General features: G+C 45.9%; 36 protein-coding genes. 35 read left to right on the top strand and 1 reads right to left on the bottom strand.

The features are described 5' to 3' along the window. Nucleotides 1-2: 2 nt before the first annotated feature. The 35 genes from rplD to F4V51_RS25430 all read left to right on the top strand — a co-directional run bounded on the left by rplD (nucleotide 3) and on the right by F4V51_RS25430 (nucleotide 19,898). Nucleotides 3-626 carry a 50S ribosomal protein L4 gene (gene rplD, locus F4V51_RS25600; RefSeq protein WP_095293419.1) on the top strand — a complete coding sequence of 208 codons (624 nt, stop codon included), beginning with the start codon at nucleotides 3-5 and terminating at the stop codon, nucleotides 624-626. Then, a complete protein-coding gene (gene rplW, locus F4V51_RS25595; protein ID WP_024633586.1) occupies nucleotides 626-916 on the top strand; it encodes a 50S ribosomal protein L23 in 291 nt (96 codons plus the stop codon). Before rplD ends, rplW begins: the two co-directional genes overlap by 1 nt. 31 nt (nucleotides 917-947) lie before the next feature. Then, the gene (gene rplB / locus F4V51_RS25590; RefSeq protein WP_095293418.1) at nucleotides 948-1,778 is read left to right on the top strand and encodes a 50S ribosomal protein L2; all 831 of its coding nucleotides are present in this window, start codon (nucleotides 948-950) and stop codon (nucleotides 1,776-1,778) included. A gap of 71 nt (nucleotides 1,779-1,849) precedes the next feature. After that, entirely contained in the window at nucleotides 1,850-2,128 is a 279-nt protein-coding gene (gene rpsS, locus F4V51_RS25585) for a 30S ribosomal protein S19 (RefSeq protein WP_095293417.1), read from the top strand. Nucleotides 2,129-2,163: 35 nt separating this feature from the next. Further along, a complete protein-coding gene (gene rplV, locus F4V51_RS25580) occupies nucleotides 2,164-2,496 on the top strand; it encodes a 50S ribosomal protein L22 (RefSeq protein ID WP_095293416.1) in 333 nt (110 codons plus the stop codon). Between the two features lie 15 nt (nucleotides 2,497-2,511). Further along, complete coding sequence (gene rpsC / locus F4V51_RS25575; protein ID WP_090924673.1) at nucleotides 2,512-3,177, top strand: 30S ribosomal protein S3; 666 nt, start codon at nucleotides 2,512-2,514, stop codon at nucleotides 3,175-3,177. Nucleotides 3,178-3,179: 2 nt separating this feature from the next. Further along, on the top strand, nucleotides 3,180-3,614 hold the full coding sequence (gene rplP / locus F4V51_RS25570; RefSeq protein WP_017692082.1) for a 50S ribosomal protein L16: 435 nt from the start codon (nucleotides 3,180-3,182) through the stop codon (nucleotides 3,612-3,614). Beyond that, nucleotides 3,604-3,801 carry a 50S ribosomal protein L29 gene (rpmC, locus tag F4V51_RS25565; RefSeq protein WP_017692083.1) on the top strand — a complete coding sequence of 66 codons (198 nt, stop codon included), beginning with the start codon at nucleotides 3,604-3,606 and terminating at the stop codon, nucleotides 3,799-3,801. Before rplP ends, rpmC begins: the two co-directional genes overlap by 11 nt. A 48-nt stretch (nucleotides 3,802-3,849) precedes the next feature. Further along, nucleotides 3,850-4,116 (top strand): 30S ribosomal protein S17, encoded by a 267-nt coding sequence (gene rpsQ / locus F4V51_RS25560; protein ID WP_095293415.1) that lies wholly within the window; start codon nucleotides 3,850-3,852, stop codon nucleotides 4,114-4,116. Between the two features lie 35 nt (nucleotides 4,117-4,151). Beyond that, nucleotides 4,152-4,520, top strand: coding sequence for a 50S ribosomal protein L14 (gene rplN, locus F4V51_RS25555; RefSeq protein ID WP_090905289.1), 369 nt, complete (start codon nucleotides 4,152-4,154; stop codon nucleotides 4,518-4,520). Nucleotides 4,521-4,561: 41 nt separating this feature from the next. Continuing rightward, complete coding sequence (rplX, locus tag F4V51_RS25550; RefSeq protein WP_024633578.1) at nucleotides 4,562-4,915, top strand: 50S ribosomal protein L24; 354 nt, start codon at nucleotides 4,562-4,564, stop codon at nucleotides 4,913-4,915. Between the two features lie 32 nt (nucleotides 4,916-4,947). Then, the gene (gene rplE, locus F4V51_RS25545; protein WP_095293414.1) at nucleotides 4,948-5,490 is read left to right on the top strand and encodes a 50S ribosomal protein L5; all 543 of its coding nucleotides are present in this window, start codon (nucleotides 4,948-4,950) and stop codon (nucleotides 5,488-5,490) included. Nucleotides 5,491-5,564: 74 nt separating this feature from the next. Next, nucleotides 5,565-5,750 carry a type Z 30S ribosomal protein S14 gene (locus F4V51_RS25540; protein ID WP_009226651.1) on the top strand — a complete coding sequence of 62 codons (186 nt, stop codon included), beginning with the start codon at nucleotides 5,565-5,567 and terminating at the stop codon, nucleotides 5,748-5,750. A gap of 32 nt (nucleotides 5,751-5,782) precedes the next feature. Continuing rightward, entirely contained in the window at nucleotides 5,783-6,181 is a 399-nt protein-coding gene (gene rpsH / locus F4V51_RS25535; protein ID WP_095293413.1) for a 30S ribosomal protein S8, read from the top strand. A gap of 30 nt (nucleotides 6,182-6,211) precedes the next feature. After that, entirely contained in the window at nucleotides 6,212-6,754 is a 543-nt protein-coding gene (gene rplF, locus F4V51_RS25530) for a 50S ribosomal protein L6 (RefSeq protein WP_090924669.1), read from the top strand. 117 nt (nucleotides 6,755-6,871) lie between these two features. Further along, complete coding sequence (gene rplR / locus F4V51_RS25525; RefSeq protein WP_095293412.1) at nucleotides 6,872-7,240, top strand: 50S ribosomal protein L18; 369 nt, start codon at nucleotides 6,872-6,874, stop codon at nucleotides 7,238-7,240. Nucleotides 7,241-7,267: 27 nt separating this feature from the next. Further along, complete coding sequence (rpsE, locus tag F4V51_RS25520; RefSeq protein WP_017692091.1) at nucleotides 7,268-7,765, top strand: 30S ribosomal protein S5; 498 nt, start codon at nucleotides 7,268-7,270, stop codon at nucleotides 7,763-7,765. 12 nt (nucleotides 7,766-7,777) lie between these two features. Continuing rightward, nucleotides 7,778-7,963: a 50S ribosomal protein L30 gene (rpmD, locus tag F4V51_RS25515; protein ID WP_017692092.1), complete on the top strand. Its 186-nt coding sequence runs from the start codon at nucleotides 7,778-7,780 to the stop codon at nucleotides 7,961-7,963. 42 nt (nucleotides 7,964-8,005) lie between these two features. Continuing rightward, nucleotides 8,006-8,446, top strand: coding sequence for a 50S ribosomal protein L15 (gene rplO / locus F4V51_RS25510; protein WP_153980058.1), 441 nt, complete (start codon nucleotides 8,006-8,008; stop codon nucleotides 8,444-8,446). Next, nucleotides 8,446-9,744, top strand: a complete 1,299-nt coding sequence (gene secY, locus F4V51_RS25505) for a preprotein translocase subunit SecY (protein ID WP_095293410.1) — start codon at nucleotides 8,446-8,448, stop codon at nucleotides 9,742-9,744. The genes rplO and secY overlap by 1 nt, the downstream gene beginning before the upstream one ends. A 90-nt stretch (nucleotides 9,745-9,834) precedes the next feature. After that, nucleotides 9,835-10,479 (top strand): adenylate kinase, encoded by a 645-nt coding sequence (locus F4V51_RS25500; protein WP_095293409.1) that lies wholly within the window; start codon nucleotides 9,835-9,837, stop codon nucleotides 10,477-10,479. Nucleotides 10,480-10,483: 4 nt separating this feature from the next. Then, entirely contained in the window at nucleotides 10,484-11,236 is a 753-nt protein-coding gene (gene map, locus F4V51_RS25495; protein WP_153980057.1) for a type I methionyl aminopeptidase, read from the top strand. A gap of 10 nt (nucleotides 11,237-11,246) precedes the next feature. Then, entirely contained in the window at nucleotides 11,247-11,555 is a 309-nt protein-coding gene (locus F4V51_RS25490; protein ID WP_095293407.1) for a KOW domain-containing RNA-binding protein, read from the top strand. Nucleotides 11,556-11,558: 3 nt separating this feature from the next. Beyond that, nucleotides 11,559-11,774 carry a translation initiation factor IF-1 gene (infA, locus tag F4V51_RS25485; RefSeq protein WP_017692098.1) on the top strand — a complete coding sequence of 72 codons (216 nt, stop codon included), beginning with the start codon at nucleotides 11,559-11,561 and terminating at the stop codon, nucleotides 11,772-11,774. Between the two features lie 150 nt (nucleotides 11,775-11,924). Then, the gene (gene rpmJ / locus F4V51_RS25480) at nucleotides 11,925-12,038 is read left to right on the top strand and encodes a 50S ribosomal protein L36 (protein ID WP_003333770.1); all 114 of its coding nucleotides are present in this window, start codon (nucleotides 11,925-11,927) and stop codon (nucleotides 12,036-12,038) included. A gap of 20 nt (nucleotides 12,039-12,058) precedes the next feature. Next, nucleotides 12,059-12,427, top strand: coding sequence for a 30S ribosomal protein S13 (gene rpsM / locus F4V51_RS25475; RefSeq protein WP_095293406.1), 369 nt, complete (start codon nucleotides 12,059-12,061; stop codon nucleotides 12,425-12,427). 19 nt (nucleotides 12,428-12,446) lie between these two features. Beyond that, on the top strand, nucleotides 12,447-12,842 hold the full coding sequence (gene rpsK / locus F4V51_RS25470) for a 30S ribosomal protein S11 (RefSeq protein WP_017692100.1): 396 nt from the start codon (nucleotides 12,447-12,449) through the stop codon (nucleotides 12,840-12,842). Between the two features lie 136 nt (nucleotides 12,843-12,978). Next, nucleotides 12,979-13,923: a DNA-directed RNA polymerase subunit alpha gene (locus F4V51_RS25465; protein ID WP_024633566.1), complete on the top strand. Its 945-nt coding sequence runs from the start codon at nucleotides 12,979-12,981 to the stop codon at nucleotides 13,921-13,923. Nucleotides 13,924-13,957: 34 nt separating this feature from the next. Then, nucleotides 13,958-14,323 (top strand): 50S ribosomal protein L17, encoded by a 366-nt coding sequence (gene rplQ / locus F4V51_RS25460; protein WP_017692102.1) that lies wholly within the window; start codon nucleotides 13,958-13,960, stop codon nucleotides 14,321-14,323. Nucleotides 14,324-14,481: 158 nt separating this feature from the next. Continuing rightward, nucleotides 14,482-15,255: a tRNA pseudouridine(38-40) synthase TruA gene (gene truA, locus F4V51_RS25455; RefSeq protein WP_127540945.1), complete on the top strand. Its 774-nt coding sequence runs from the start codon at nucleotides 14,482-14,484 to the stop codon at nucleotides 15,253-15,255. A 205-nt stretch (nucleotides 15,256-15,460) separates the two neighbouring features. Beyond that, on the top strand, nucleotides 15,461-15,898 hold the full coding sequence (rplM, locus tag F4V51_RS25450) for a 50S ribosomal protein L13 (protein WP_127540947.1): 438 nt from the start codon (nucleotides 15,461-15,463) through the stop codon (nucleotides 15,896-15,898). Nucleotides 15,899-15,917: 19 nt separating this feature from the next. Further along, nucleotides 15,918-16,310: a 30S ribosomal protein S9 gene (gene rpsI / locus F4V51_RS25445; protein ID WP_056697740.1), complete on the top strand. Its 393-nt coding sequence runs from the start codon at nucleotides 15,918-15,920 to the stop codon at nucleotides 16,308-16,310. A gap of 630 nt (nucleotides 16,311-16,940) precedes the next feature. Further along, nucleotides 16,941-17,633 carry a phosphoadenylyl-sulfate reductase gene (locus tag F4V51_RS25440; protein ID WP_153980056.1) on the top strand — a complete coding sequence of 231 codons (693 nt, stop codon included), beginning with the start codon at nucleotides 16,941-16,943 and terminating at the stop codon, nucleotides 17,631-17,633. A gap of 329 nt (nucleotides 17,634-17,962) precedes the next feature. Next, nucleotides 17,963-18,718, top strand: coding sequence for an N-acetylmuramoyl-L-alanine amidase CwlD (cwlD, locus tag F4V51_RS25435; protein ID WP_095293402.1), 756 nt, complete (start codon nucleotides 17,963-17,965; stop codon nucleotides 18,716-18,718). A 79-nt stretch (nucleotides 18,719-18,797) separates the two neighbouring features. After that, complete coding sequence (locus F4V51_RS25430) at nucleotides 18,798-19,898, top strand: Mrp/NBP35 family ATP-binding protein (protein WP_153980055.1); 1,101 nt, start codon at nucleotides 18,798-18,800, stop codon at nucleotides 19,896-19,898. 130 nt (nucleotides 19,899-20,028) lie between these two features. Here F4V51_RS25430 and gerD read toward each other — a convergent pair whose 3' ends face one another. Further along, nucleotides 20,029-20,802, bottom strand: a complete 774-nt coding sequence (gene gerD / locus F4V51_RS25425) for a spore germination lipoprotein GerD (protein WP_153980054.1) — start codon at nucleotides 20,800-20,802, stop codon at nucleotides 20,029-20,031. Nucleotides 20,803-20,889 lie beyond the last annotated feature (87 nt).

Below are 20,889 nucleotides of genomic sequence, written 5' to 3'. Positions count from 1 at the left end.
AAATGCCAAAAGTATCAGTTTACAATGTAGATGGTAGCCAAGTGGGCGAAGTTGAACTGAACGATGCAGTATTCGGAGTAGAGCCGAACACTTCCGTTCTGTACGATGCAGTGCTTATGCAACGCGCTTCCCTTCGTCAAGGCACCCACAAAGTAAAAGGACGTTCTGAAGTACGTGGCGGTGGACGTAAGCCTTGGAAACAAAAAGGTACAGGTCGCGCTCGTCAAGGTTCGATTCGTTCTCCACAATGGAAAGGCGGCGGTATCGTATTTGGTCCGACACCACGGAGCTATGCGTACAAACTGCCTAAGAAAGTTCGCCGTCTGGCGATCAAATCAGCTCTTTCATCCAAAGTGCTCGACAATGACATTATCGTTTTGGACGCTCTTTCGCTGAGCACGCCTAAAACAAAAGAATTTGCAGCCATCTTGAACAACTTGAAAGTTGGACGCAAAGCTTTGATCGTAGCTCCTAGCTATGATGATAATGTGGCTCTTTCCGCACGGAATATTCCTGGCGTGAAATTCGTAGCAGCTGACGGCATTAATGTTCTTGACGTGCTTGCGCACGACAAACTGATCATTACGAAAGAAGCAGTTCAGAAGGTAGAGGAGGTGCTCGCGTAATGAAGGATCCTCGTGATATTGTTAAACGTCCGATTATTACGGAACGTACTGCTGACATGATGAATGACTTGAAATATGTATTTGAAGTCGATATCCGTGCAAACAAAACCGAGATCAAAAAAGCCGTGGAAGCTATTTTCAACGTAAAAGTGAAAAACGTGAACACTCTTCGTGTTCCAGCTAAGCCTAAACGGTACGGACGTTATTCCGGATATACTAGCGAATGGAAAAAAGCGTTTGTAACACTGACACAAGACAGCAAAACGCTTGAGTTCTTTGAAACTGTATAATTGAAATTGTTGAAGTAAGGAGGGAAACCCAGTGCCAATCAAAAAGTATAAACCGACATCCCCGGCAAGACGGAACATGTCCGTATCTACATTTGAGGAAATCACCACAGATCAGCCGGAGAAATCGTTGTTGGCCCCACTGAGCAAAAAGGCTGGCCGCAACAACCAAGGTAAAATTACAGTTCGTCACCACGGTGGTGGACATAAACGTAAATACCGTATCATTGACTTCAAACGTACTAAAGATGGAATACCGGGCCGCGTTGCTACGATCGAGTATGACCCGAACCGTACATCGAACATCGCCCTGATCCACTATGCTGATGGTGAGAAACGCTACATCATCGCTCCTAAAGGATTGAAAGTTGGAGATCAAATCTTCTCCGGTCCTGAATCCGACATTAAAATCGGTAACGCACTGCCACTCGAAAACATTCCAGTAGGTACCGTTATCCACAACATCGAGTTGAAACCAGGTAAAGGCGGACAGTTGGTTCGTGCTGCTGGTACAGAAGCTCAATTGCTTGGTAAAGAAGAAAAATACGTTTCCGTTCGTCTCTCTTCTGGAGAAGTTCGTCGTATTCTGAAAGTTTGCCGTGCAACAATCGGTTCTGTTGGTAACCAAGACCACGAGCTCATCAAAATCGGTAAAGCCGGTCGTAGCCGTTGGTTGGGACAACGTCCTGAAGTTCGTGGTGTAGTAATGAACCCTAACGATCACCCACACGGTGGTGGTGAAGGTCGTGCTCCAATCGGACGTAAATCGCCAATGTCACCATGGGGTAAACCTACTCTTGGTTACAAAACGCGTAAGAAAAATAAAGCTTCTGATAAATACATCATTCGCCGCCGCACGAAGTAATACACACTGTGCATAACTTCGTGAGGCATCTGCGGATGCATAAACGCTATGTTTGAAGGGAGGATCTCCACATGGGTCGCAGTTTGAAAAAAGGGCCATTCATTGATGGCTACATGCTGAAAAAGGTAGAAGAGATGGACGCTTCCGGTAAAAAGAACGTTATCAAAACCTGGTCCCGTCGTTCTACAATTTTCCCACAATTCATCGGACACACATTCGGCGTATATGACGGACGTAAACACGTGCCAGTATACGTGACTGAGGACATGGTCGGACACAAATTGGGTGAGTTCGCTCCAACCCGTACGTACAAAGGCCATACTGATGATGACAAGAAAACAAGAAGATAAATGAACATCTTTAATGTTTGAGAGGAGGTTACACAATGGAAGCAAAAGCACATGCTAAGTTTATCCGGATTGCTCCTCGTAAAGTTCAACTCGTTGTTGACTTGATTCGCGGCAAGCAAGTTGGTGAGGCGGTTGCCATTCTCCGTCACACTCCGAAATCCGCTTCTCCAATCGTTGAGAAGTTGCTTAACTCCGCTATTGCGAATGCGGAACATAACTATTCTATGGATGTTAATAACTTGGTCATTTCGCAAGCTTACGTGAACCAAGGACCGACAATGAAACGTTTCCGCCCTCGTGCAATGGGACGTGCAAGTCGTATTAACAAACGTACTAGCCACATCACTTTGGTGGTATCTGAAAAGTAGAAGGAGGGAAAACGTGTGGGCCAAAAGGTAAATCCGGTCGGACTCCGTGTCGGAGTAATCCGTGACTGGGAATCTAAATGGTATGCAGGCAAAGACTTCGGTGATCTTTTGATGGAAGACGTGAAAATTCGTGAATTCCTGAAAAATAAATTGAAAGACTCCGCTATGTCTCGTGTTGAAATCGAGAGAGCGGCTAACCGCGTGAACGTAACGATTCACACAGCGAAACCAGGTATGGTAATCGGTAAAGGTGGATCTGAAGTTGAGAATCTTCGTAACCAAATTACGAAAATTGCTGGCGGTAAAAAAGTACACATCAACATCTCTGAAATTAAGAACCAAGACCTGGACGCAATCCTGGTAGCAGAAAGCATTGCACAACAACTGGAACGTCGCGTTTCTTTCCGTCGTGCTCTGAAACAAGCTATTCAAAGAACTATGCGCTCTGGTGCTAAAGGTATTAAAACTCAAGTGGGCGGACGTCTTGGCGGAGCTGAGATCGCACGTTCGGAAGGCTACAGCGAAGGAACTGTTCCACTGCACACGCTTCGTGCCGACATCGACTACGGTACAGCAGAGGCTCATACAACTTACGGCCGTATCGGCGTAAAAGTATGGATCTATCGTGGAGAGGTTCTTCCTACGGCTAAGAAACAAGCTGCTAAGGAAGGAGGCAACTAATCATGTTGGTACCAAAACGTGTAAAACACCGTAAGCAACAACGCGGACATATGAAAGGCCAAGCAAAAGGCGGAACTACGCTGAACTTTGGCGAATACGGTCTGCAAGCTACGGAACCGGCTTGGATTACGAACCGTCAAATCGAAGCGGCTCGTATTGCGATGACTCGTTACATCAAACGTGGTGGTAAAGTCTGGATCAAAATTTTCCCTGACAAACCAATCACTCAAAAGCCTCTCGAGGTTCGGATGGGTAGCGGTAAAGGTAACGTAGAAAAATGGGTTGCAGTTGTGAAACCAGGTAAGATCATGTTTGAACTTGCTGGTGTACCGGAGGAGATCGCACGCGAAGCGATGCGTCTTGCCGCTCACAAACTGCCAATCAAAACGAAGTTTGTGAAACGTGAAGAATTGGGTGGTGAAGCAAATGAAAGCTAGTGAATTTCGCAACCTAACCTCTGCTGAAATCGAGCAAAAGATTGCCGGATTTAAAGAAGAACTCTTTAACCTCCGCTTTCAACTCGCTACCGGTCAGCTGGATAACCCGACTCGAATCCGTGATGTGCGGAAAGAAATAGCTCGTGCTAAAACCATCATCCGTGAAAGAGAACTGGGTATCGGTTAATTAGAGGTCGGATATACATTCCGTCCGTAATCAGGAAGGAGGCCAACAATGAGCGAAGAACGTAACGCACGTAAAGTGCAAACTGGTAAAGTTGTTAGCGATAAAATGGATAAAACGATTGTTGTTGCTGTAGAAACTTACAAAAACCATAAATTGTACCATAAACGCATCAAGGTTACTAAAAAGTTCAAAGCGCATGACGAAGAAAACACTGCGAAAATCGGTGACACGGTGAAAATCATGGAGACTCGTCCGCTTTCGAAAGATAAACGCTGGAGACTTACTGAAATCGTAGAAAAAGCGGTTATCATCTAATGCATTATCAGCATAGCTGGAAGGAGGAATACTAAATGATTCAACCATTTACACGTTTGGCTGTAGCCGACAACTCCGGTGCGAAGGAACTGATGTGTATCCGCGTACTCGGCGGTACGGGACGTCGTACAGCACAAATCGGTGATCTGATCGTTTGTTCTGTAAAACAAGCAACACCAGGCGGCGTTGTCAAAAAAGGTGATGTAGTTAGAGCGGTTGTCGTTCGTACGAAACGTTCTGTACGTCGTAAAGACGGTTCCTACATCGGTTTTGATGAAAATGCAGCTGTTGTTGTAAAAGACGACAGAAGCCCACGTGGAACACGTATTTTCGGACCTGTTGCTCGTGAACTTCGCGAGAAAGACTTCATGAAAATCGTTTCCTTGGCCCCAGAGGTTATCTAATAGATTAAGCTCGTGATGTTTAGAAACAGGAGGTGTACGAAATGCCAAGAGTGAAAAAAGTTCTGGAATCCCATAACAACAAACTTCACGTTAAAAAAGAAGATACGGTTATGGTGATCAGCGGTAAAGACAAAGGTAAAAAAGGCCGTGTCATCGCTGCTTATCCTCGTGAGAACCGCGTCCTTGTGGAAGGTGTTAACATGATTAAAAAACACCAGAAGCCTAACCAGCAAAATCCGCAAGGCGGCATTATCGAGAAGGAAGCTCCGATTCACGTTTCCAACGTGATGCACATCGATCCAAAGAGCGGAAAAGTAACCCGTGTTGGTTACAAAGTGTTGGATAACGGAAAGAAAGTGCGCGTTGCTAAACGTTCCGGAGAAATTATCGACTAATTGAACCGAATGAGAAAGGAGGGCTATGATTCATGGCATCAAGAATGAAAGAACGTTACCTGCAAGAAATCGCTCCTGGTTTGATGCAGAAGTTTAACTATACAACGGTAATGCAAGTGCCTAAAATCGAGAAAATCGTTATCAACATGGGTGTGGGCGACGCTGTCCAAAACTCCAAAGTGTTGGATTCCGCAGTAAACGATTTGCAACTGATCGCGGGTCAAAAACCTGTAATCACTCGTGCTAAGAAATCTATCGCAGGTTTCAAACTGCGTGAGAACATGCCTATCGGTGTGAAAGTTACATTGCGCGGCGAGCGTATGTACTACTTCCTCGATAAATTGTTCAACGTTACATTGCCTCGTGTCCGCGACTTCCGCGGTGTATCGAGCAAAGCGTTCGACGGACGTGGTAACTACACACTGGGTCTGAAAGAACAATTGATCTTCCCAGAGATCGAGTATGATAAAGTAGACAAAGTCCGCGGTATGGACATTGTTATTGTAACAACGGCGAAAACAGACGAAGAGTCCCGTGAGTTGCTCACGCAACTGGGAATGCCTTTCGTAAAATAAAGTTGGCATAACGTTTCCGGGTGTCTGGAAGGACTCCCTTTTCTCCGAAATTATTTAGGAGGTGTCAGGCTAAAGTGGCAAAAACTTCGATGAAAGTTAAACAACAACGTACACCAAAGTTTAAAGTACGTGCTTATACACGCTGTGAGCGTTGCGGACGTCCACATTCGGTGCTGCAAAAGTACAAAATTTGCAGAATTTGCTTCCGTGAATTAGCTTATAAAGGCCAGATTCCTGGCGTGAAAAAAGCAAGCTGGTAAAAAGTCCTGAACGGGAAGGAGGTTAACTCACAATGACTATGTCTGATCCAATTGCAGATATGCTTACTCGTATTCGTAACGCGAACACTGTTCGTCACGAAACAGTAGAAATGCCTGCTTCGACAATGAAAAAACAAATCGCCGATATCCTGAAGCGTGAAGGTTTCATCCGTGACGCTGAAGTTATCGATGATAACAAACAAGGGATTATCCGTGTTTTCCTGAAATACGGTCAAAATAACGAGCGCGTTATCACTGGTCTGAAAAGAATCAGTAAACCTGGTCTTCGTGTTTACACGAAAAGCAACGAAGTACCTCGTGTACTTGGTGGCCTGGGTATCGCGATCATCTCGACATCCAAAGGTGTTATGACGGACAAAGAAGCTCGTCAATCTAAATCCGGCGGAGAAGTCGTTTGCTACGTTTGGTAATATAACGTCACAAGATAGGAGGTGCAACATATGTCTCGTATTGGTCGCAAACCAATTACAGTACCAAGTGGTGTGGACATCACACTGGACAACACCGTTATTACGGTAAAAGGACCAAAAGGAACTCTGACTCGTGAACTTCATAAAGACATGAAGGTTACAGTTGAGAACAACGAAATTACAGTTGTGCGTCCTTCCGATAACAAAACTCACCGTTCTTTGCACGGCACAACGCGCAGCGTTGTAAGCAACATGGTGAGCGGCGTTACTGAAGGATTCGCAAAATCTCTGGAGTTGGTTGGGGTCGGATATCGTGCAAGCAAATCCGGAGATAAAATCGTTCTGAACGTTGGATACTCTCACCCGGTTGAAATTACACCGGAAGCGGGAATTGAATTCGAAGTTCCTTCGAATACAAAAATCATCGTTCGCGGGATCGACAAAGAGCGCGTAGGTGCTTACGCTGCTAAAATCCGTTCCGTTCGTGAACCTGAGCCGTACAAAGGTAAAGGTATTAAATATGAAGGCGAGCGTATCATCCGTAAGGAAGGTAAAGCCGGTAAGAAGAAATAAGATTTCTCTTACCGCCTTTGCGCGGCTTTCGGCTTGCTTGCTTCGTGTGTTTCTAATATACCCCGTGGCTTCCGGTTTGAAGCCAGCGAGGTAACCTGAAAGGAGTGAATCCCTGAGATGATTACGAAACAAGATAAAAACAAGGCTCGTCTGAAAAGACACCTGCGTGTTCGTAAGAAAATCCAAGGAACGGCAGCACGTCCTCGTTTGAACGTATTCCGTTCTGGTAAACATATGTACGCTCAAATTATCGATGACGTAGCTGGTGTAACGATCGCTTCCGCGTCTACTGTAGACAAAGAACTGAGCAGCGACATCAAAAACGGCGCTTCTGTTGAGTCAGCTCGTAAAGTTGGCGAACTCGTTGCAAAACGTGCGAAAGACAAAGGCGTTTCTAACATCGTATTTGACCGTAGCGGATATCTGTACCATGGTCGTATCGCAGCATTGGCTGAAGCGGCTCGTGAAGCAGGACTTGAGTTTTAAGATATTTTTCAAAAGGAGGTTAACGACTTGCGTGTAGATCCGAATACTTTGGAACTGACTGAAAGAGTTGTAAATATTAATCGCGTAGCTAAAGTAGTAAAAGGCGGACGCCGTTTCAGCTTTAGCGCACTGGTTGTAGTCGGCGACGGCAACGGCTGGGTTGGAGCTGGTATCGGTAAAGCGGGCGAAGTACCTGATGCAATTCGCAAAGGTATTGAAGATGCTAAGAAAAACCTTGTACACGTTCCACTCGTAGGAACATCGATTCCTCACTTGGTAACAGGTAAGTTCGGCGCAGGACGCGTTCTGTTGAAACCAGCATCTGAAGGTACTGGTGTTATCGCTGGTGGTCCTGTACGTGCGGTTCTCGAACTTGCTGGTGTAGGTGACATTTTGACAAAATCTCTGGGTTCTTCGAATTCCATGAACATGGTCAATGCGACTTTGGAAGGTTTGTCCCGTTTGAAGCGTGCTGAAGACGTGGCTAAACTGCGCGGAAAATCCGTCGAAGAGCTTCTGGGTTAAGGAGGGAATCTCATGGCTAAATTGGAAATTACCCTCGTCCGCAGCTTGATCGGACGTCCGGAGACGCAAAGAACAACTGTGAAAACATTGGGCTTGCGCAAAATCAACAGCAAAGTGGTTCAAAACGATAATCCAGCCATTCGTGGTATGATTAACAAAGTAAGTCACTTGGTAGCTGTTAAAGAAGTAGAAGCTTAATTCGGGATATTCCCATAAATCTTTAAGGAGGTGCAACGAACGATGAAGTTACATGAGCTTTCCCCAGCTCCTGGATCCCGCAAAGAGCGTAAACGTGTTGGTCGCGGTCCAAGTAGTGGTACGGGTAAAACATCAGGTCGCGGTCACAAAGGACAAAACGCTCGTTCCGGCGGTGGTGTACGTCCGGGCTTCGAAGGTGGACAAAATCCATTGTATCGTCGCTTGCCAAAACGTGGTTTCGTAAACCCAACTCGCAAGGAATATGCGGTTGTGAATATTGAAGACCTGAACAGTTTTGCTGCGGGTACTGAAGTAACTCCAGAATTCTTGATGACGAACGGCGTAGTTAAAAACGCTAAATCCGGAATCAAGATCCTGGGTAACGGTGAAGTCACTGTGAAGCTGACTGTTAAAGCTAACAAGTTTTCTCAATCTGCGGTGGAGAAAATTGAAGCTGCCGGCGGTACAACCGAGGTGATTTAATGTTCAAGACCCTAAAGAATATCTGGCGGGTTGAAGATCTGCGCAAAAGGGTATTATTTACCCTTTTTGTACTGATCATTTACCGCATCGGATCCTTCGTTCCAGTACCTGGAGTAAACAAAGAGGTTTTCGAAGCGACAAATTCTGCGGGTAAAGAAGTTTTTGGACTTCTCAATACGTTCTCGGGTGGAGCACTGTTCCAGTTCTCGATCTTTGCACTCGGGATCGTACCTTACATCACTGCGTCTATCATAGTACAGTTGCTTTCCATGGACGTTATCCCTAAGTTAGCGGAATGGGCTAAGCAAGGTGAACAAGGTAAGAAAAAATCAGCTCAGCTGACTCGTTATTTAACGATCGGTCTGGCATTGATTCAAGCGTTTGGTACGTCGATCGGATTCAACCGCTTGTACAATACAGAGATGGTGCCTAACGCCACTTTTGCTGATTATATCTTGATCGCGATTGTACTTACGGCCGGTACTTCATTCCTGATGTGGCTTGGTGAGCAGATCACCGAGAAGGGCATAGGAAACGGGATTTCGATTTTGATCTTTGCGGGTATCCTTTCAACGGTGCCTAACATTATCAAACAGACAATCGAGTCCGACTTCATTCAACCTGATCAGTTGTTCATGAACATCCTTAAAGGTGTAATCGTCGCAATTGTTATTGTGTTGATTATCATCGGTGTCATTTACATTCAGCAGGCGATTCGGAAAATTCCTGTACAGTACGCGAAACGCGTCGTAGGTAACAAAATGTACGGTGGACAGAATACACACATCCCGCTGAAGATTAACGCAGCAGGTGTTATCCCTGTCATCTTTGCTTCATCTCTGTTGATGTTCCCAACGATTATCGCCAACTTCTGGGCTGATCGTTTATGGGCACAGTGGATCGGACAAAATCTGACTACTCACAAACCTCTGGGTATGTTATTGTATGTCGTGATGATCTTCGGTTTCACTTTCTTCTATACTTTCGTACAGATGAATCCACAGCAGATGGCTGATAATATGAAAAAGAACGGCGGTTACATCCCAGGCATTCGCCCGGGTAAAGCAACCGAGAAATATCTGACCCGTGTCATGACTCGTTTGACAATGGCCGGAGCCATCTTCTTGGCAGTCATTTCCGTTCTGCCTGTATTCTTAGGGGCACTTTCTGGTTTGCCTCAATCGGCGCAAATTGGAGGAACGTCTCTCCTGATCGTTATCGGTGTTGCGCTCGATACCATGAAGCAAATCGAAAGCCAATTGATCAAACGCCACTACAAAGGTTTTATCAATAAATAGGCAATAGGTACCGGTCAAGCTAAGACTTACTTGCCGGCACCTATTGTGCTGTTTGTTGATGTAGGGTAGTCTTGGAGGGAGTGACATAACGTGAACATCCTATTCATGGGCCCTCCGGGGGCAGGAAAAGGAACACAAGCAGACGTCATCGTGAAAGAGTTCGGTATTCCCCACATTTCAACAGGCGATGCATTTCGTCTGGCGATTAAGCAGGGAACTCCCATTGGCCTGAAAGCCAAGGAATATATGGATCAAGGATTGCTTGTACCAGATGATGTAACCATCGGCATCGTTGAAGAACGGTTGCAGCAGCCTGACTGCAGAGAAGGATTTCTCTTGGATGGTTTTCCAAGAACCCTGTCTCAAGCAGAAGCGCTTGATGGCATCCTGGACCGACTGAACTCAGGTCTCGATCATGTAATCAACCTGAAAGTGGACCGCGACAAATTGCTGGCTCGTTTGACGGGTCGTCGCATTTGCAAAAACTGTGGCGCCACTTATCATGTCGTATTCAATCCGCCTAAGCAGGAAGGTATTTGTGATAAATGCGGCGGCGAGTTGTACCAACGCTCGGATGATAACGAAGAGAGCGTAGGAACCCGTCTTGACGAATATATCAACAAAACAGCACCACTCCTCACGTTTTATGAGAACAAAGGTCTTCTTCGTCAAATGAACGGAGAACAGGATATTGATCAAGTCTCTCAAGAGATCGTGTCCTTACTGCGAGGTTAATTGAATGATCATTGGTAAGTCCGAAACGGAACTGGGCTTGATGAGGGAAGCAGGGAGAATCGTTGCGGAAACGCATCGTCTCTTGGCAGAGCATATCGCTCCCGGTATTACGACTGGAGAACTTGACCATATGGCCGATCAATACATCCGCAGTCAAGGAGCTGTGCCGTCTTTCAAAGGTTATAACGGTTTTCCTGCCAGTGTGTGCGCTTCAGTAAATGAAGAGTTGGTGCATGGATTTCCCGGCAAACGCAAGTTGAACGAGGGCGATATCGTTACGTTTGACATTGGCGCGCAGTACCAGGGGTATCATGGAGATTCTGCCTGGACTTATCCGGTCGGCCGTATTTCCGAAGAAGCCCGTCGTCTTCTGGACGTTACCGAGGCTTCGTTATACGCAGGTCTGGCGCTGGTTAAACCGGACATTCGCTTGTTTACTATATCTCATGCGATTCAGAAATATATTGAGGATGCCGGTTTTTCGGTAGTTCGGGAATATGTCGGTCACGGCATAGGAGCGGATCTGCACGAAGAACCCCAAATTCCGAACTATGGTCTTCCTGATCGAGGACCACGGCTTAAAGCGGGCATGGTGCTGGCCATAGAGCCGATGGTTAACGCAGGTAGCCGGTATGTGAAAACGTTGGAAGATAACTGGACTGTCGTTACTGTTGATGGATCGTTATGTGCCCACTTTGAACACACCGTAGCAGTTACACCAGAAGGCATGGAAATTTTCACAAAACTGAATGCGTAGGTGATGAGGCATGAATAATCAGTCTAATCCGCAGCTCGGTCAACTTGTGAAGATCCGTAAAGGCCGCAATGCGGACCAAGCCGCGGTAATTGTTGCTATAGCGGACAGTAGGTTCGTGTATATAGCGGATGGAGACAAACGTAAGTTTGATCAACCAAAGAAGAAGAATATTCTTCATCTGGAGCTCCAGCCGATGATCAGCAGCGAGGTTGTAAACAGTTTAAACGAGAGTGGTCGGGTGACAAACGGAAAGCTCCGCTATGCGGTTCATTCGTTTCTGGAATCCACCAACATTCAAGCTGAAGAGAAAGGAGACTGACTAATGGCCAAGGAAGATGTCATTGAAGTGGAAGGCACGGTTCTTGAACCGCTGCCGAATGCAACATTCAAGGTTGAGCTTGAGAACGGTCATCAAATTCTCGCTCACGTTTCCGGCAAGCTGCGGATGCACTTTATCCGTATCCTGACTGGTGACAAAGTAGTTGTTCAGTTATCGCCTTATGATCTGACAAAAGGACGTATAACTTACCGTAAATAGTAGTAGACAGTTGCAATGAACTGTGAAGCTTGAAGCGGGTTTTGCCCGGCAAAACTTGCGAAAGCTTCGAAGCCGGTTTTACAATGGTAAAACGAGGTCAATGCTTACGAAGAGAGTTTTGCTAAGCAGAACTTTGAGGAGGTAATTCACATGAAGGTAAGACCTTCGGTCAAACCGATTTGCGAAAAATGCAAAGTCATTCGCCGCAAAGGGAATGTTATGGTTATCTGTGAAAATCCGAAACACAAACAAAAACAAGGTTAATGAAGGGGGTGTAGCGTAAAATGGCACGTATAGCTGGTGTGGATTTGCCACGTGATAAGCGCGTTGAGATCGCCTTGACTTATATTTTCGGAATCGGTAAAACGACTTCCCAGAAAATTCTGAGCTCTACAGGCATCAATCCGGACACTCGTGTTCGTGATTTGACGGAAGATGAAGTCAGCAAATTGCGTGAAAGTATCGACAAAGAGGTCAAAGTAGAAGGTGACCTGCGTCGTGAAATCTCTTTGAATATTAAACGTTTGACGGAGATCGGTTGTTACCGTGGAGTTCGTCATCGTCGTGGTCTGCCTGTTCGTGGACAACGTACGAAAACGAATGCTCGTACTCGTAAAGGTCCTCGTCGTACAGTAGCGAACAAGAAGAAATAATAAGGGGGGATAAGAGAAAATGGCTAAACCGAAAAAAGTCGTACGTACTAAACGTCGTGACCGTAAAAATATTGAATCTGGCGTGGCACATATCCGTTCCACTTTCAATAACACTATCGTTACCATTACGGATCCTCACGGAAACGCAATTTCGTGGGCAAGCTCCGGCGGCCTCGGATTCAGAGGTTCCCGTAAATCGACTCCGTTTGCTGCACAAATGGCTGCTGAGACTGCTGCCAAAGCTGCAATGGAACATGGGATGAAAGCCGTTGAGGTTATGGTTAAAGGACCAGGCGCAGGCCGTGAAGCAGCGATCCGCTCTTTGCAAGCTGCAGGTCTGGAAGTTAACCTGATCAAAGACGTAACTCCAGTCCCACACAACGGATGCCGTCCTCCAAAACGTCGTCGTGTCTAATGAGATTTGCCCCTGCGTGTGGTATAAATCCAGCACAATCTGCTAATAATGGTTGTTTAGGCATACTACTACATGTTTTCGCAAGAGAAGGTAAATGTTTCATAGAGGACCGACGTTTTGAAGGAGGGGTATTGCAGTGATTGAAATCGAAAAGCCGAAAATTGAGACGGTTGACGTCAACGATGATGGCACCTATGGGAAATTCGTAGTAGAACCGCTGGAGCGCGGATACGGAACGACGCTTGGAAACTCGCTTCGCCGAATCTTGCTCTCGTCACTGCCGGGTGCGGCAGTGTCTTCGGTTCAAATCGATGGCGTTCTGCATGAATTTGCTACAGTTCCTGGCGTAATGGAAGATGTAACGGAGATTATTCTTAACCTGAAAGCTTTGTCGCTTAAAATTCATTCGGATGAGGAGAAAGTGCTCGAGATTGATGCTGAAGGCGAAGGAGCAATCACGGCTGGAGATATCCGTGCGGATTCCGATGTGGAAATCCTTAACCCGGATCTGCACATCGCTACGCTCGGACCAGGTTCGAGACTTCACATGCGTATTTTTGCCAATCGCGGTCGCGGCTACGTCCAGGCAGATCGGAATAAACGCGATGACCAGCCGATCGGCGTCATCCCAGTCGATTCCATCTTCACCCCGATCAGCCGCGTTAACTACGCTGTGGAAAATACGCGTGTTGGCCAAGTAACCAACTATGACAAGCTCACGTTGGAAGTTTGGACAGACGGAAGTATTCGTCCTGAAGAGGCTGTAAGCCTCGGCGCTAAAATTTTGACCGAGCATTTGATGCTCTTCGTGGGTCTTACAGACGAAGCGAAAGACGCTGAGATCATGGTCGAAAAAGAAGAAGACAAAAAAGAAAAAGTACTCGAAATGACGATCGAAGAGCTGGATCTCTCTGTTCGTTCCTACAACTGCCTGAAACGTGCCGGTATTAATACCGTGCAAGAGCTGACTACGAAAACGGAAGAAGACATGATGAAAGTCCGTAACCTCGGACGCAAGTCTTTGGAAGAAGTTCAAGAGAAGCTCGAAGAATTGGGTCTGGGACTCCGTACAGAAGAATAGACAGCTGAGTGCTTGAAGTGAAGGAGGGAAAACAATGGCATACCAAAAGTTGGGCCGTAATTCCAGCGCGCGTAAAGCTTTGTTCCGTGACCTGGTAACCGACCTGTTCTTGTACGAGCGCATTCAGACAACTGAAGCGAAAGCAAAAGAGGTTCGCTCTATTGCTGAAAAACTGATCACTAAAGCGAAAAAGGGAGATCTTCATGCCCGTCGCCAAGTGGCAGCTTATGTTCGCCGCGAAACTATCGATGGTGAGCAAGATGCAATCCAAAAACTGTTTAGCGAATTGTCCGGTCGTTACGCTGAGCGTCCAGGTGGATACACTCGTATCCTTAAACTGGGACCTCGTCGTGGTGACGCAGCGCCTATGGTTTACTTGGAACTGGTTGACCGCGCGTAAAACAGATGAGATGAGGAAAGGGGACAGAGTCGTTGATTCTGGATTAACCCTTTTTTTCACTTCATTTCGGAATTCGTGCTGTAATAGAAGCTCCGGAAGGGGCTTCTTTTGCTGTTCGGGGTAGGGTATGTATAGTATGGAACGAAGGTGTGGTAATGATGCGCAACTTGTGCATGACGCTTGCTTACGATGGCACTGCTTATTATGGCTTCCAGGTACAGCCGGGGGGGAATACCATCCAGGATCATCTTGAAGATGCCATTCGTGCATTGACAGGTGAGACGGTAAAGATAACGGGGTCAGGTAGAACTGACGCGGGTGTTCATGCTCGCAGGCAAATCTTCAACTTTGCTACCGAATCTCAAATCCCGATTGAACGATGGTGTATTGCACTTAATTCTAGATTACCCTCTGATATTGTTGTGATTGATGCAATAGAGGTACCGCTTGAGTTTCATTCTCGCTATGCAGCGAAAACGAAGACGTACCGCTATACGATCAATGCAAATCAATTTCCGGATGTATTCAACAGAAGGCTGCAATACCATCATCATGCCAGGTTGGACGTAACTGCAATGCAGGAGGGGCTTCGTCATTTTATTGGTACGTATGATTTCACCTCCTTTGCTTCTCGCAAGTCTCAGAAAGACAATCATATACGTTCGGTATACGACGCATGGATAGAGGTTGACCGTTCAATGTGCAGAGATCATCCGCGCGATCAGGGTGTCATTCATATTTATGTGAGCGGCAACGGCTTTTTGCAGCATATGGTTCGCATTATTGTTGGTACACTGCTGGAGATCGGAGAGGGCAAACGGAAAGCCTCTGATGTACCGAATATGATTGCCGCATGTAATCGCTCTGCTGCAGGACCAACTGCGGTAAGCTGCGGTTTAATGCTATGGGATCTTGAATACAAAAAAGATTAAATTTGGTGAGTGAAAAGCTTAATTAACACTTGCGATTTAAACTCCTATCATGTAATATAAAAGTTGTGTTTTCTTAATGGCTTTCCCACAGCCCCAATTAAGAGGTTCACATCGCAACAACTATCCATCAACACCTAAAGTTATCACTTAATGAACGAAGATAAATGAAAATGAGATTTTGAACATTTTAAGGAGGAACTTTTCAATGCGTACAACGTACATGGCGAAGCCTAACGAAGTTGAGCGCCAATGGCACATCATTGATGCCGAAGGCAAAACGCTCGGACGTTTGGCGAGCGAAGCAGCTGCTTTGATCCGCGGCAAACACAAGCCACAATTCACTCCACATGTGGACACTGGCGATTTCGTAGTTATCATCAATGCGGAGAAAATTGTATTGACTGGTAAAAAAATGCAAGACAAGAAATACTACCGTCACTCGATGCACCCAGGTGGTTTGAAAGTAACTTCTGCAGAAGATATGGTTAAAAACAAACCGGAACGTATGTTGGAATTGGCTGTTCGCGGTATGCTTCCTAAAACTCGCATGGGCGAGAAAATGAAGCTGAGACTTAAAGCGTACAGAGGCACTGAGCATCCACATGCAGCACAAAAACCAGAAGTTTACGAACTTCGCGGTTAATTAAAAGGAGGACAGTTTCATGGCACAAGTACAATACTATGGGACAGGTCGTCGTAAACATTCGGTAGCTCGTGTTCGCCTTGTACCGGGTGAAGGACGCATTGTCATCAATAAACGTGATATTAATGAATACTTCGGTTTGGAAACACTCAAACTGATCGTAAAACAACCACTGACTTTGACAGAAACGCTTAGCAACTATGACGTTTTGGTTATCGCTCATGGTGGCGGAATCTCCGGTCAAGCTGGAGCAATCCGTCATGGTATCTCCCGCGCTCTGCTCAAAGCAGATCCAGAATACCGTGCTTCCCTGAAAAAAGCAGGATTCCTGACTCGTGACCCACGGATGAAAGAACGTAAAAAATACGGTCTCAAAGCCGCTCGTCGCGCTCCTCAGTTCTCCAAACGTTAATATGTCTTACAAGCCTCTGGCCTCGGTCAGGGGTTTTTTTGTTGTCTATAAGACATGGATCAGTTATCCTATTTCCATAGGATGCCCAGACAAGTTTTCATATGTATGTGTTCTAAGATCTAATGTGATAAAACTCGGCTTATTTCTTATCTTAAATTTGACTGAGGATAGTTCTTACAAGACAGGTTATGCGAGGTCATAATCATCAGTTTTTCTTATGAATTCAATAAATGTCACTTACATGTATGCACAGAGAATTCAAATTTTTTCATGCACTGTTGGTCCCTTTGTATCTCGTATTTGGTTTTGTAACGAGTAATATCAATACGAACTTTAGTCCTGTTTAATCCAAAAAAACCAGAAGGGACAAAGAATTTCACATTTTGCTTAACGAATTGGACCTAATAACTTCTAGCCTGCTTAAATTAGTTGCAATGAAATTTATTGAAAGAGAATCGAAATGTTTACAAAATGATTGGTAATCCACACACCAAAATGGGCTGTAAAGGAATCATTTTACCATGCGGCAGGCCATTGACATCCCCCCTGAAAGATTTATACTATACATAATTCATATTAGATTGGTCGGCATTGAAGTTTTCGGGAAAAGCAGAATGGGGGAATTTCAGAATGAACTTGTTGGAAAAAGAAGAACTTGCTCGGGTGAAAGCAGAAGAATTGGAGAACGCAAGCCCTGAGGATATTATCCGTTACGCTGTTGAGACATTTCCAAATATCACTTTTGCATGCAGCTTTGGTGCGGAAGATGTTGTACTTGTAGATATGCTGCAGAAGATCAGTCCATCTACGGATGTTTTTTATCTCGACACTGATTTTCATTTCAAGGAAACGTATGAGACACGTGATCTTATGAAAGAGAAATACAATATGGATTTTGTTCGTGTTTCTCCTAAAATTACGCCAGAAGAGCAGGCGGCCCAACATGGAGAGGAATTGTGGAAATCGGATCCTAATGCTTGCTGCAATATTCGCAAGGTTGAGCCGCTGACACGTATCCTTTCCAAGTATGATGCATGGATCACGGGAATTCGCAGAGATCAAGCACCGACTCGTGCTAATGCGAAGAAGGTGGAATACGATACGAAGTTTGGACTTATGAAATTTAACCCGATCGCTCACTGGACTTCTGAGGATGTGTGGGATTATATTCGGGCTAATAACGTTGTATATAACCCTCTCCATGATCAGAACTATCCGAGCATTGGTTGTGAATATTGCACCCGTCAAGTTATGCCAGGTGAAGATCCGCGTGCAGGACGATGGTCCGGTAATGATAAAACAGAATGCGGACTTCATAAATAAAGTATTCGAAATAGCAGGAACATTCTTTAGAGCTTACATTATAGCTTTGAGCTTATCTCTATCGAACCACCACTAGGAAGAGAAATTAGGGAGCTGACAAAATGACATCCCTTCTGCCTCTATGACGTTATCCGTTACAAAAGTGCCTGGTCAGCTCCTTGATGGAAAGCCCGTGATGGAGAGTGCCCGCCACCAGAATTAACTCATCCTGAGGTAGCTGAAGTGCTGATTAAGGGAATGGCGGAGCAAGTCCGCTCCTAAGGGTATATTTGTCCATCTTGTCCCATATAGATGATTAGAGTCATTTATAGGGACGAGGTGGTTTTTTTATGCGTAAAAATATGGGGAAGCATTTTGTGGTATGGATCCGGTTGCGTACAGTGAAGCGTGTGCTATTAAGCCTCTGTCTACTGGCGATGTTGGTCGCTGTGGTGACGTATGAACTTCCTTCATCCAAGACGTCCGGATATTGGGGGCTGCCGCTAGCAGGTAAAGTCATCGCAATCGATGCAGGGCACGGTGGACCAGACGGGGGGGCTGTGAGCAAGCAGGGGGTTATCGAGAAGGATATTAATTTGTCGATTGCTTTGTATGTACGGGACTATCTGCAGCAAGCTGGAGCACTGGTGGTCATGACACGAGAGATTGACACAGATCTTGCAGAGGCAGATACCAGAGGATATTCCAAACGGAAGACAGAAGATCTCAAGCAGAGAGTAAGACGAATTGAAGACAAGCAGGCAGATCTGTTTATCAGCATTCACATGAACAGTGTCCCTTCGAACCGCTGGAGTGGTGCGCAGGTCTTTTATACACCCAACCACCCGGACAATGAAGGATTGGCCAATCTGTTGCAGCAAGAGATGATCCGTAATCTTGAAAATACAGATCGAATTGCGAAAACGGTAAATACCGTGTATCTGCTTCAAGCATTGAAAATTCCGTCTGCTCTCGTAGAAGTCGGTTTCTTATCTCATCCGGATGAAGCACGTCTTCTTGCTGATGAAGCATATCAACGTAAAGTAGCCGCTTCCATCTATAATGGAATCTTGAGGTATTCCTCGGGGGAACGTCCCAAAAGTTAGTTACAAAGAGAAGGAGAATGTTATAATTAACACAGCATACCTAATTACATGCCAATAGATAAAGCTGAGGTGCTGTCTGATGATATCAAAAGAACAGATACTTGAACTATTGCAACCTTTACAGGAACCACAATTGGGAGTAAGTCTGACCGAGCTTCAATGGATTCGTGATGTCATGGTAAAAGAAAATCATGTGGCACTGACCATTGTTACATTGGACAATCAGACTGAGGATACAACTGCTCTTAGTGACGCCGCACGTAACCTATTGTCTCAACATGGGATTCAGGATGTACATATACGTCTGCGTGCAGCATCAGAACATGAACGAGAGAGTGTGAATGCAGGACAACCAGGGAATGAGCAGAATGACGAGGAAGTGCTTGTAAAAGGCCATGCAGCAGGTCTGGATGGTCATGAGTTATTAAGCCCTGAATCGGGTGTTCGCTATATTGCAGTAGCAAGCGGCAAAGGTGGGGTAGGTAAATCTACAGTCACAGTGAATCTGGCTGCTGCCCTCGCTCGGCAAGGTAAAAAAGTTGGATTAATTGATGCGGACATCTATGGTTTCAGTGTACCTGATATGATGGGGATTGAAGAATACCCTGTTGTAGAGGATGGAATCATTCAGCCGGTTGAGCGTTTCGGTGTAAAAGTGATGTCGATGGGATTTTTCATTCGTGAAAATAACCCTGTAATCTGGCGCGGTCCCATGCTGGGTCGCATGCTGCGTCAGTTCTTCACAGATGTAAATTGGGGTGAACTGGACTACATGCTGCTTGATTTGCCTCCAGGCACTGGTGACGTAGCGCTGGATGTGCATCAAATGCTGCCGCAGAGCAAGGAGATCATTGTGACAACGCCGCATGCAACAGCTGCATTTGTAGCCGCGAGAGCGGGTGCAATGGCGATTCAGACCGAGCATGAGCTGCTGGGTGTGGTAGAGAACATGGCTTATTACGAATGTGGCAAATGTGGGGAGAAAGACTATGTCTTTGGCCGTGGGGGCGGCGGACGTCTTGCGGAAAGCCTGCATACAGAGCTGCTTGCACAGATTCCTCTCGGTTCACCGGACAATCATCCATCGGAGCCTGATTTCTCGCCATCTGTATATAAGGCTGATACAAGCATCGGCGCCATATACGATGAAGTAGCTCAGGCAATTGAGACTAAGTTTTAGCATATTGAAAAAAAATCAACACAACATCAAAAAGCCTGCATCCATCGGATGCGGGCTTTTATAACGTATAACATGGTTCCGTTCCTGAAATCAGGATTAACTGTATATCAACGGTATCCCTCGACAGGGGTTATGAGCCTCCGCCACTTCCGGAATCACTACCGCTACCCCCATCGCCGCTGTCTCCGCCGCCGCTTCCACCTTCTTGGCCGCCACCTTCTTGCTGTCCACCTTGTTCCTGCCCGCCGCCGGATTCAACTTTGGGCTGTAGTTCTTCCTGTACTACTTTTTTGAGCAAAGTCAGTACTTCCATCCGGAACAGTGGATTCTGCATGACTTCCTGCATGACGGTCATGGTCTGTTTACGATACTCTGGGGTTTTGGTCATGTCCATAAACATTTTGGACACTTCCGGTGATTTCATGATATCCCCAACCGATTTCTGATACGTGGGATCTTTGATCAACTGCATATGCAGCTGCTTGCTTTGCGAGTTAATGGCTTTGGCAAATTCACTCGCAAATTGTGGATCTGTCATGATTTTCTCGAATTCCTTTTGGTACTCGGGAGCCGTGATGGTATCTTTAACAGCAATACGTATTTGTTCTGAAGATTGCATGGGCATTAACATTTTCATACCGATGGTTCCAGACCCGCCACCCGATCCGCCGCCACTTTGTTCGGAATCTCCACCTTCGCCGCCACCCCCGGAGGAACTTTGGCCAGTTAGAGCTTCTTCGACAGCCTTCTTGCCTTCGTCACTTTTCAGAATATCCACGACCATCGTTTTCATCTCTTTATAACTGCCCTGAGGAGGCGAAGAATTCTGATCTGAACCGCAGCCGGCAAGCATGACGGATAGCCCCAATACGGCGCAGCTTAGCTGCCACAAAGGCCGTTTCATGTGCATAACCCCTCCTTGATTAGATACTGCATGTAGTATGTGATGGGCAAGCACTAAATATGTTGAATGATGATGGTTTTTTGCTGA

Source organism: Paenibacillus xylanilyticus, assembly GCF_009664365.1.
GTDB lineage: Bacteria > Bacillota > Bacilli > Paenibacillales > Paenibacillaceae > Paenibacillus > Paenibacillus xylanilyticus_A.
Note: the sequence above shows the minus strand (reverse complement) of the source record. Positions and strands in the feature narration are given on the sequence as shown.

Bases quoted from the DNA above. Each gene is read 5' to 3' on its own strand.
- rplD (WP_095293419.1), top strand. From the start codon at position 3: ATGCCAAAAGTATCAGTTTACAATGTAGATGGTAGCCAAGTGGGCGAA.
- rplW (WP_024633586.1), top strand. From the start codon at position 626: ATGAAGGATCCTCGTGATATTGTTAAACGTCCGATTATTACGGAACGT.
- rpsS (WP_095293417.1), top strand. From the start codon at position 1,850: ATGGGTCGCAGTTTGAAAAAAGGGCCATTCATTGATGGCTACATGCTG.
- rplV (WP_095293416.1), top strand. From the start codon at position 2,164: ATGGAAGCAAAAGCACATGCTAAGTTTATCCGGATTGCTCCTCGTAAA.
- rplP (WP_017692082.1), top strand. From the start codon at position 3,180: ATGTTGGTACCAAAACGTGTAAAACACCGTAAGCAACAACGCGGACAT.
- rpmC (WP_017692083.1), top strand. From the start codon at position 3,604: ATGAAAGCTAGTGAATTTCGCAACCTAACCTCTGCTGAAATCGAGCAA.
- rpsQ (WP_095293415.1), top strand. From the start codon at position 3,850: ATGAGCGAAGAACGTAACGCACGTAAAGTGCAAACTGGTAAAGTTGTT.
- rplN (WP_090905289.1), top strand. From the start codon at position 4,152: ATGATTCAACCATTTACACGTTTGGCTGTAGCCGACAACTCCGGTGCG.
- rplX (WP_024633578.1), top strand. From the start codon at position 4,562: ATGCCAAGAGTGAAAAAAGTTCTGGAATCCCATAACAACAAACTTCAC.
- rplE (WP_095293414.1), top strand. From the start codon at position 4,948: ATGGCATCAAGAATGAAAGAACGTTACCTGCAAGAAATCGCTCCTGGT.
- rpsH (WP_095293413.1), top strand. From the start codon at position 5,783: ATGACTATGTCTGATCCAATTGCAGATATGCTTACTCGTATTCGTAAC.
- rplF (WP_090924669.1), top strand. From the start codon at position 6,212: ATGTCTCGTATTGGTCGCAAACCAATTACAGTACCAAGTGGTGTGGAC.
- rplR (WP_095293412.1), top strand. From the start codon at position 6,872: ATGATTACGAAACAAGATAAAAACAAGGCTCGTCTGAAAAGACACCTG.
- rpmD (WP_017692092.1), top strand. From the start codon at position 7,778: ATGGCTAAATTGGAAATTACCCTCGTCCGCAGCTTGATCGGACGTCCG.
- rplO (WP_153980058.1), top strand. From the start codon at position 8,006: ATGAAGTTACATGAGCTTTCCCCAGCTCCTGGATCCCGCAAAGAGCGT.
- secY (WP_095293410.1), top strand. From the start codon at position 8,446: ATGTTCAAGACCCTAAAGAATATCTGGCGGGTTGAAGATCTGCGCAAA.
- map (WP_153980057.1), top strand. From the start codon at position 10,484: ATGATCATTGGTAAGTCCGAAACGGAACTGGGCTTGATGAGGGAAGCA.
- F4V51_RS25490 (WP_095293407.1), top strand. From the start codon at position 11,247: ATGAATAATCAGTCTAATCCGCAGCTCGGTCAACTTGTGAAGATCCGT.
- infA (WP_017692098.1), top strand. From the start codon at position 11,559: ATGGCCAAGGAAGATGTCATTGAAGTGGAAGGCACGGTTCTTGAACCG.
- rpmJ (WP_003333770.1), top strand. From the start codon at position 11,925: ATGAAGGTAAGACCTTCGGTCAAACCGATTTGCGAAAAATGCAAAGTC.
- rpsM (WP_095293406.1), top strand. From the start codon at position 12,059: ATGGCACGTATAGCTGGTGTGGATTTGCCACGTGATAAGCGCGTTGAG.
- rpsK (WP_017692100.1), top strand. From the start codon at position 12,447: ATGGCTAAACCGAAAAAAGTCGTACGTACTAAACGTCGTGACCGTAAA.
- rplQ (WP_017692102.1), top strand. From the start codon at position 13,958: ATGGCATACCAAAAGTTGGGCCGTAATTCCAGCGCGCGTAAAGCTTTG.
- truA (WP_127540945.1), top strand. From the start codon at position 14,482: ATGCGCAACTTGTGCATGACGCTTGCTTACGATGGCACTGCTTATTAT.
- rplM (WP_127540947.1), top strand. From the start codon at position 15,461: ATGCGTACAACGTACATGGCGAAGCCTAACGAAGTTGAGCGCCAATGG.
- rpsI (WP_056697740.1), top strand. From the start codon at position 15,918: ATGGCACAAGTACAATACTATGGGACAGGTCGTCGTAAACATTCGGTA.
- F4V51_RS25440 (WP_153980056.1), top strand. From the start codon at position 16,941: ATGAACTTGTTGGAAAAAGAAGAACTTGCTCGGGTGAAAGCAGAAGAA.
- cwlD (WP_095293402.1), top strand. From the start codon at position 17,963: ATGCGTAAAAATATGGGGAAGCATTTTGTGGTATGGATCCGGTTGCGT.
- F4V51_RS25430 (WP_153980055.1), top strand. From the start codon at position 18,798: ATGATATCAAAAGAACAGATACTTGAACTATTGCAACCTTTACAGGAA.
- gerD (WP_153980054.1), bottom strand. From the start codon at position 20,802: ATGAAACGGCCTTTGTGGCAGCTAAGCTGCGCCGTATTGGGGCTATCC.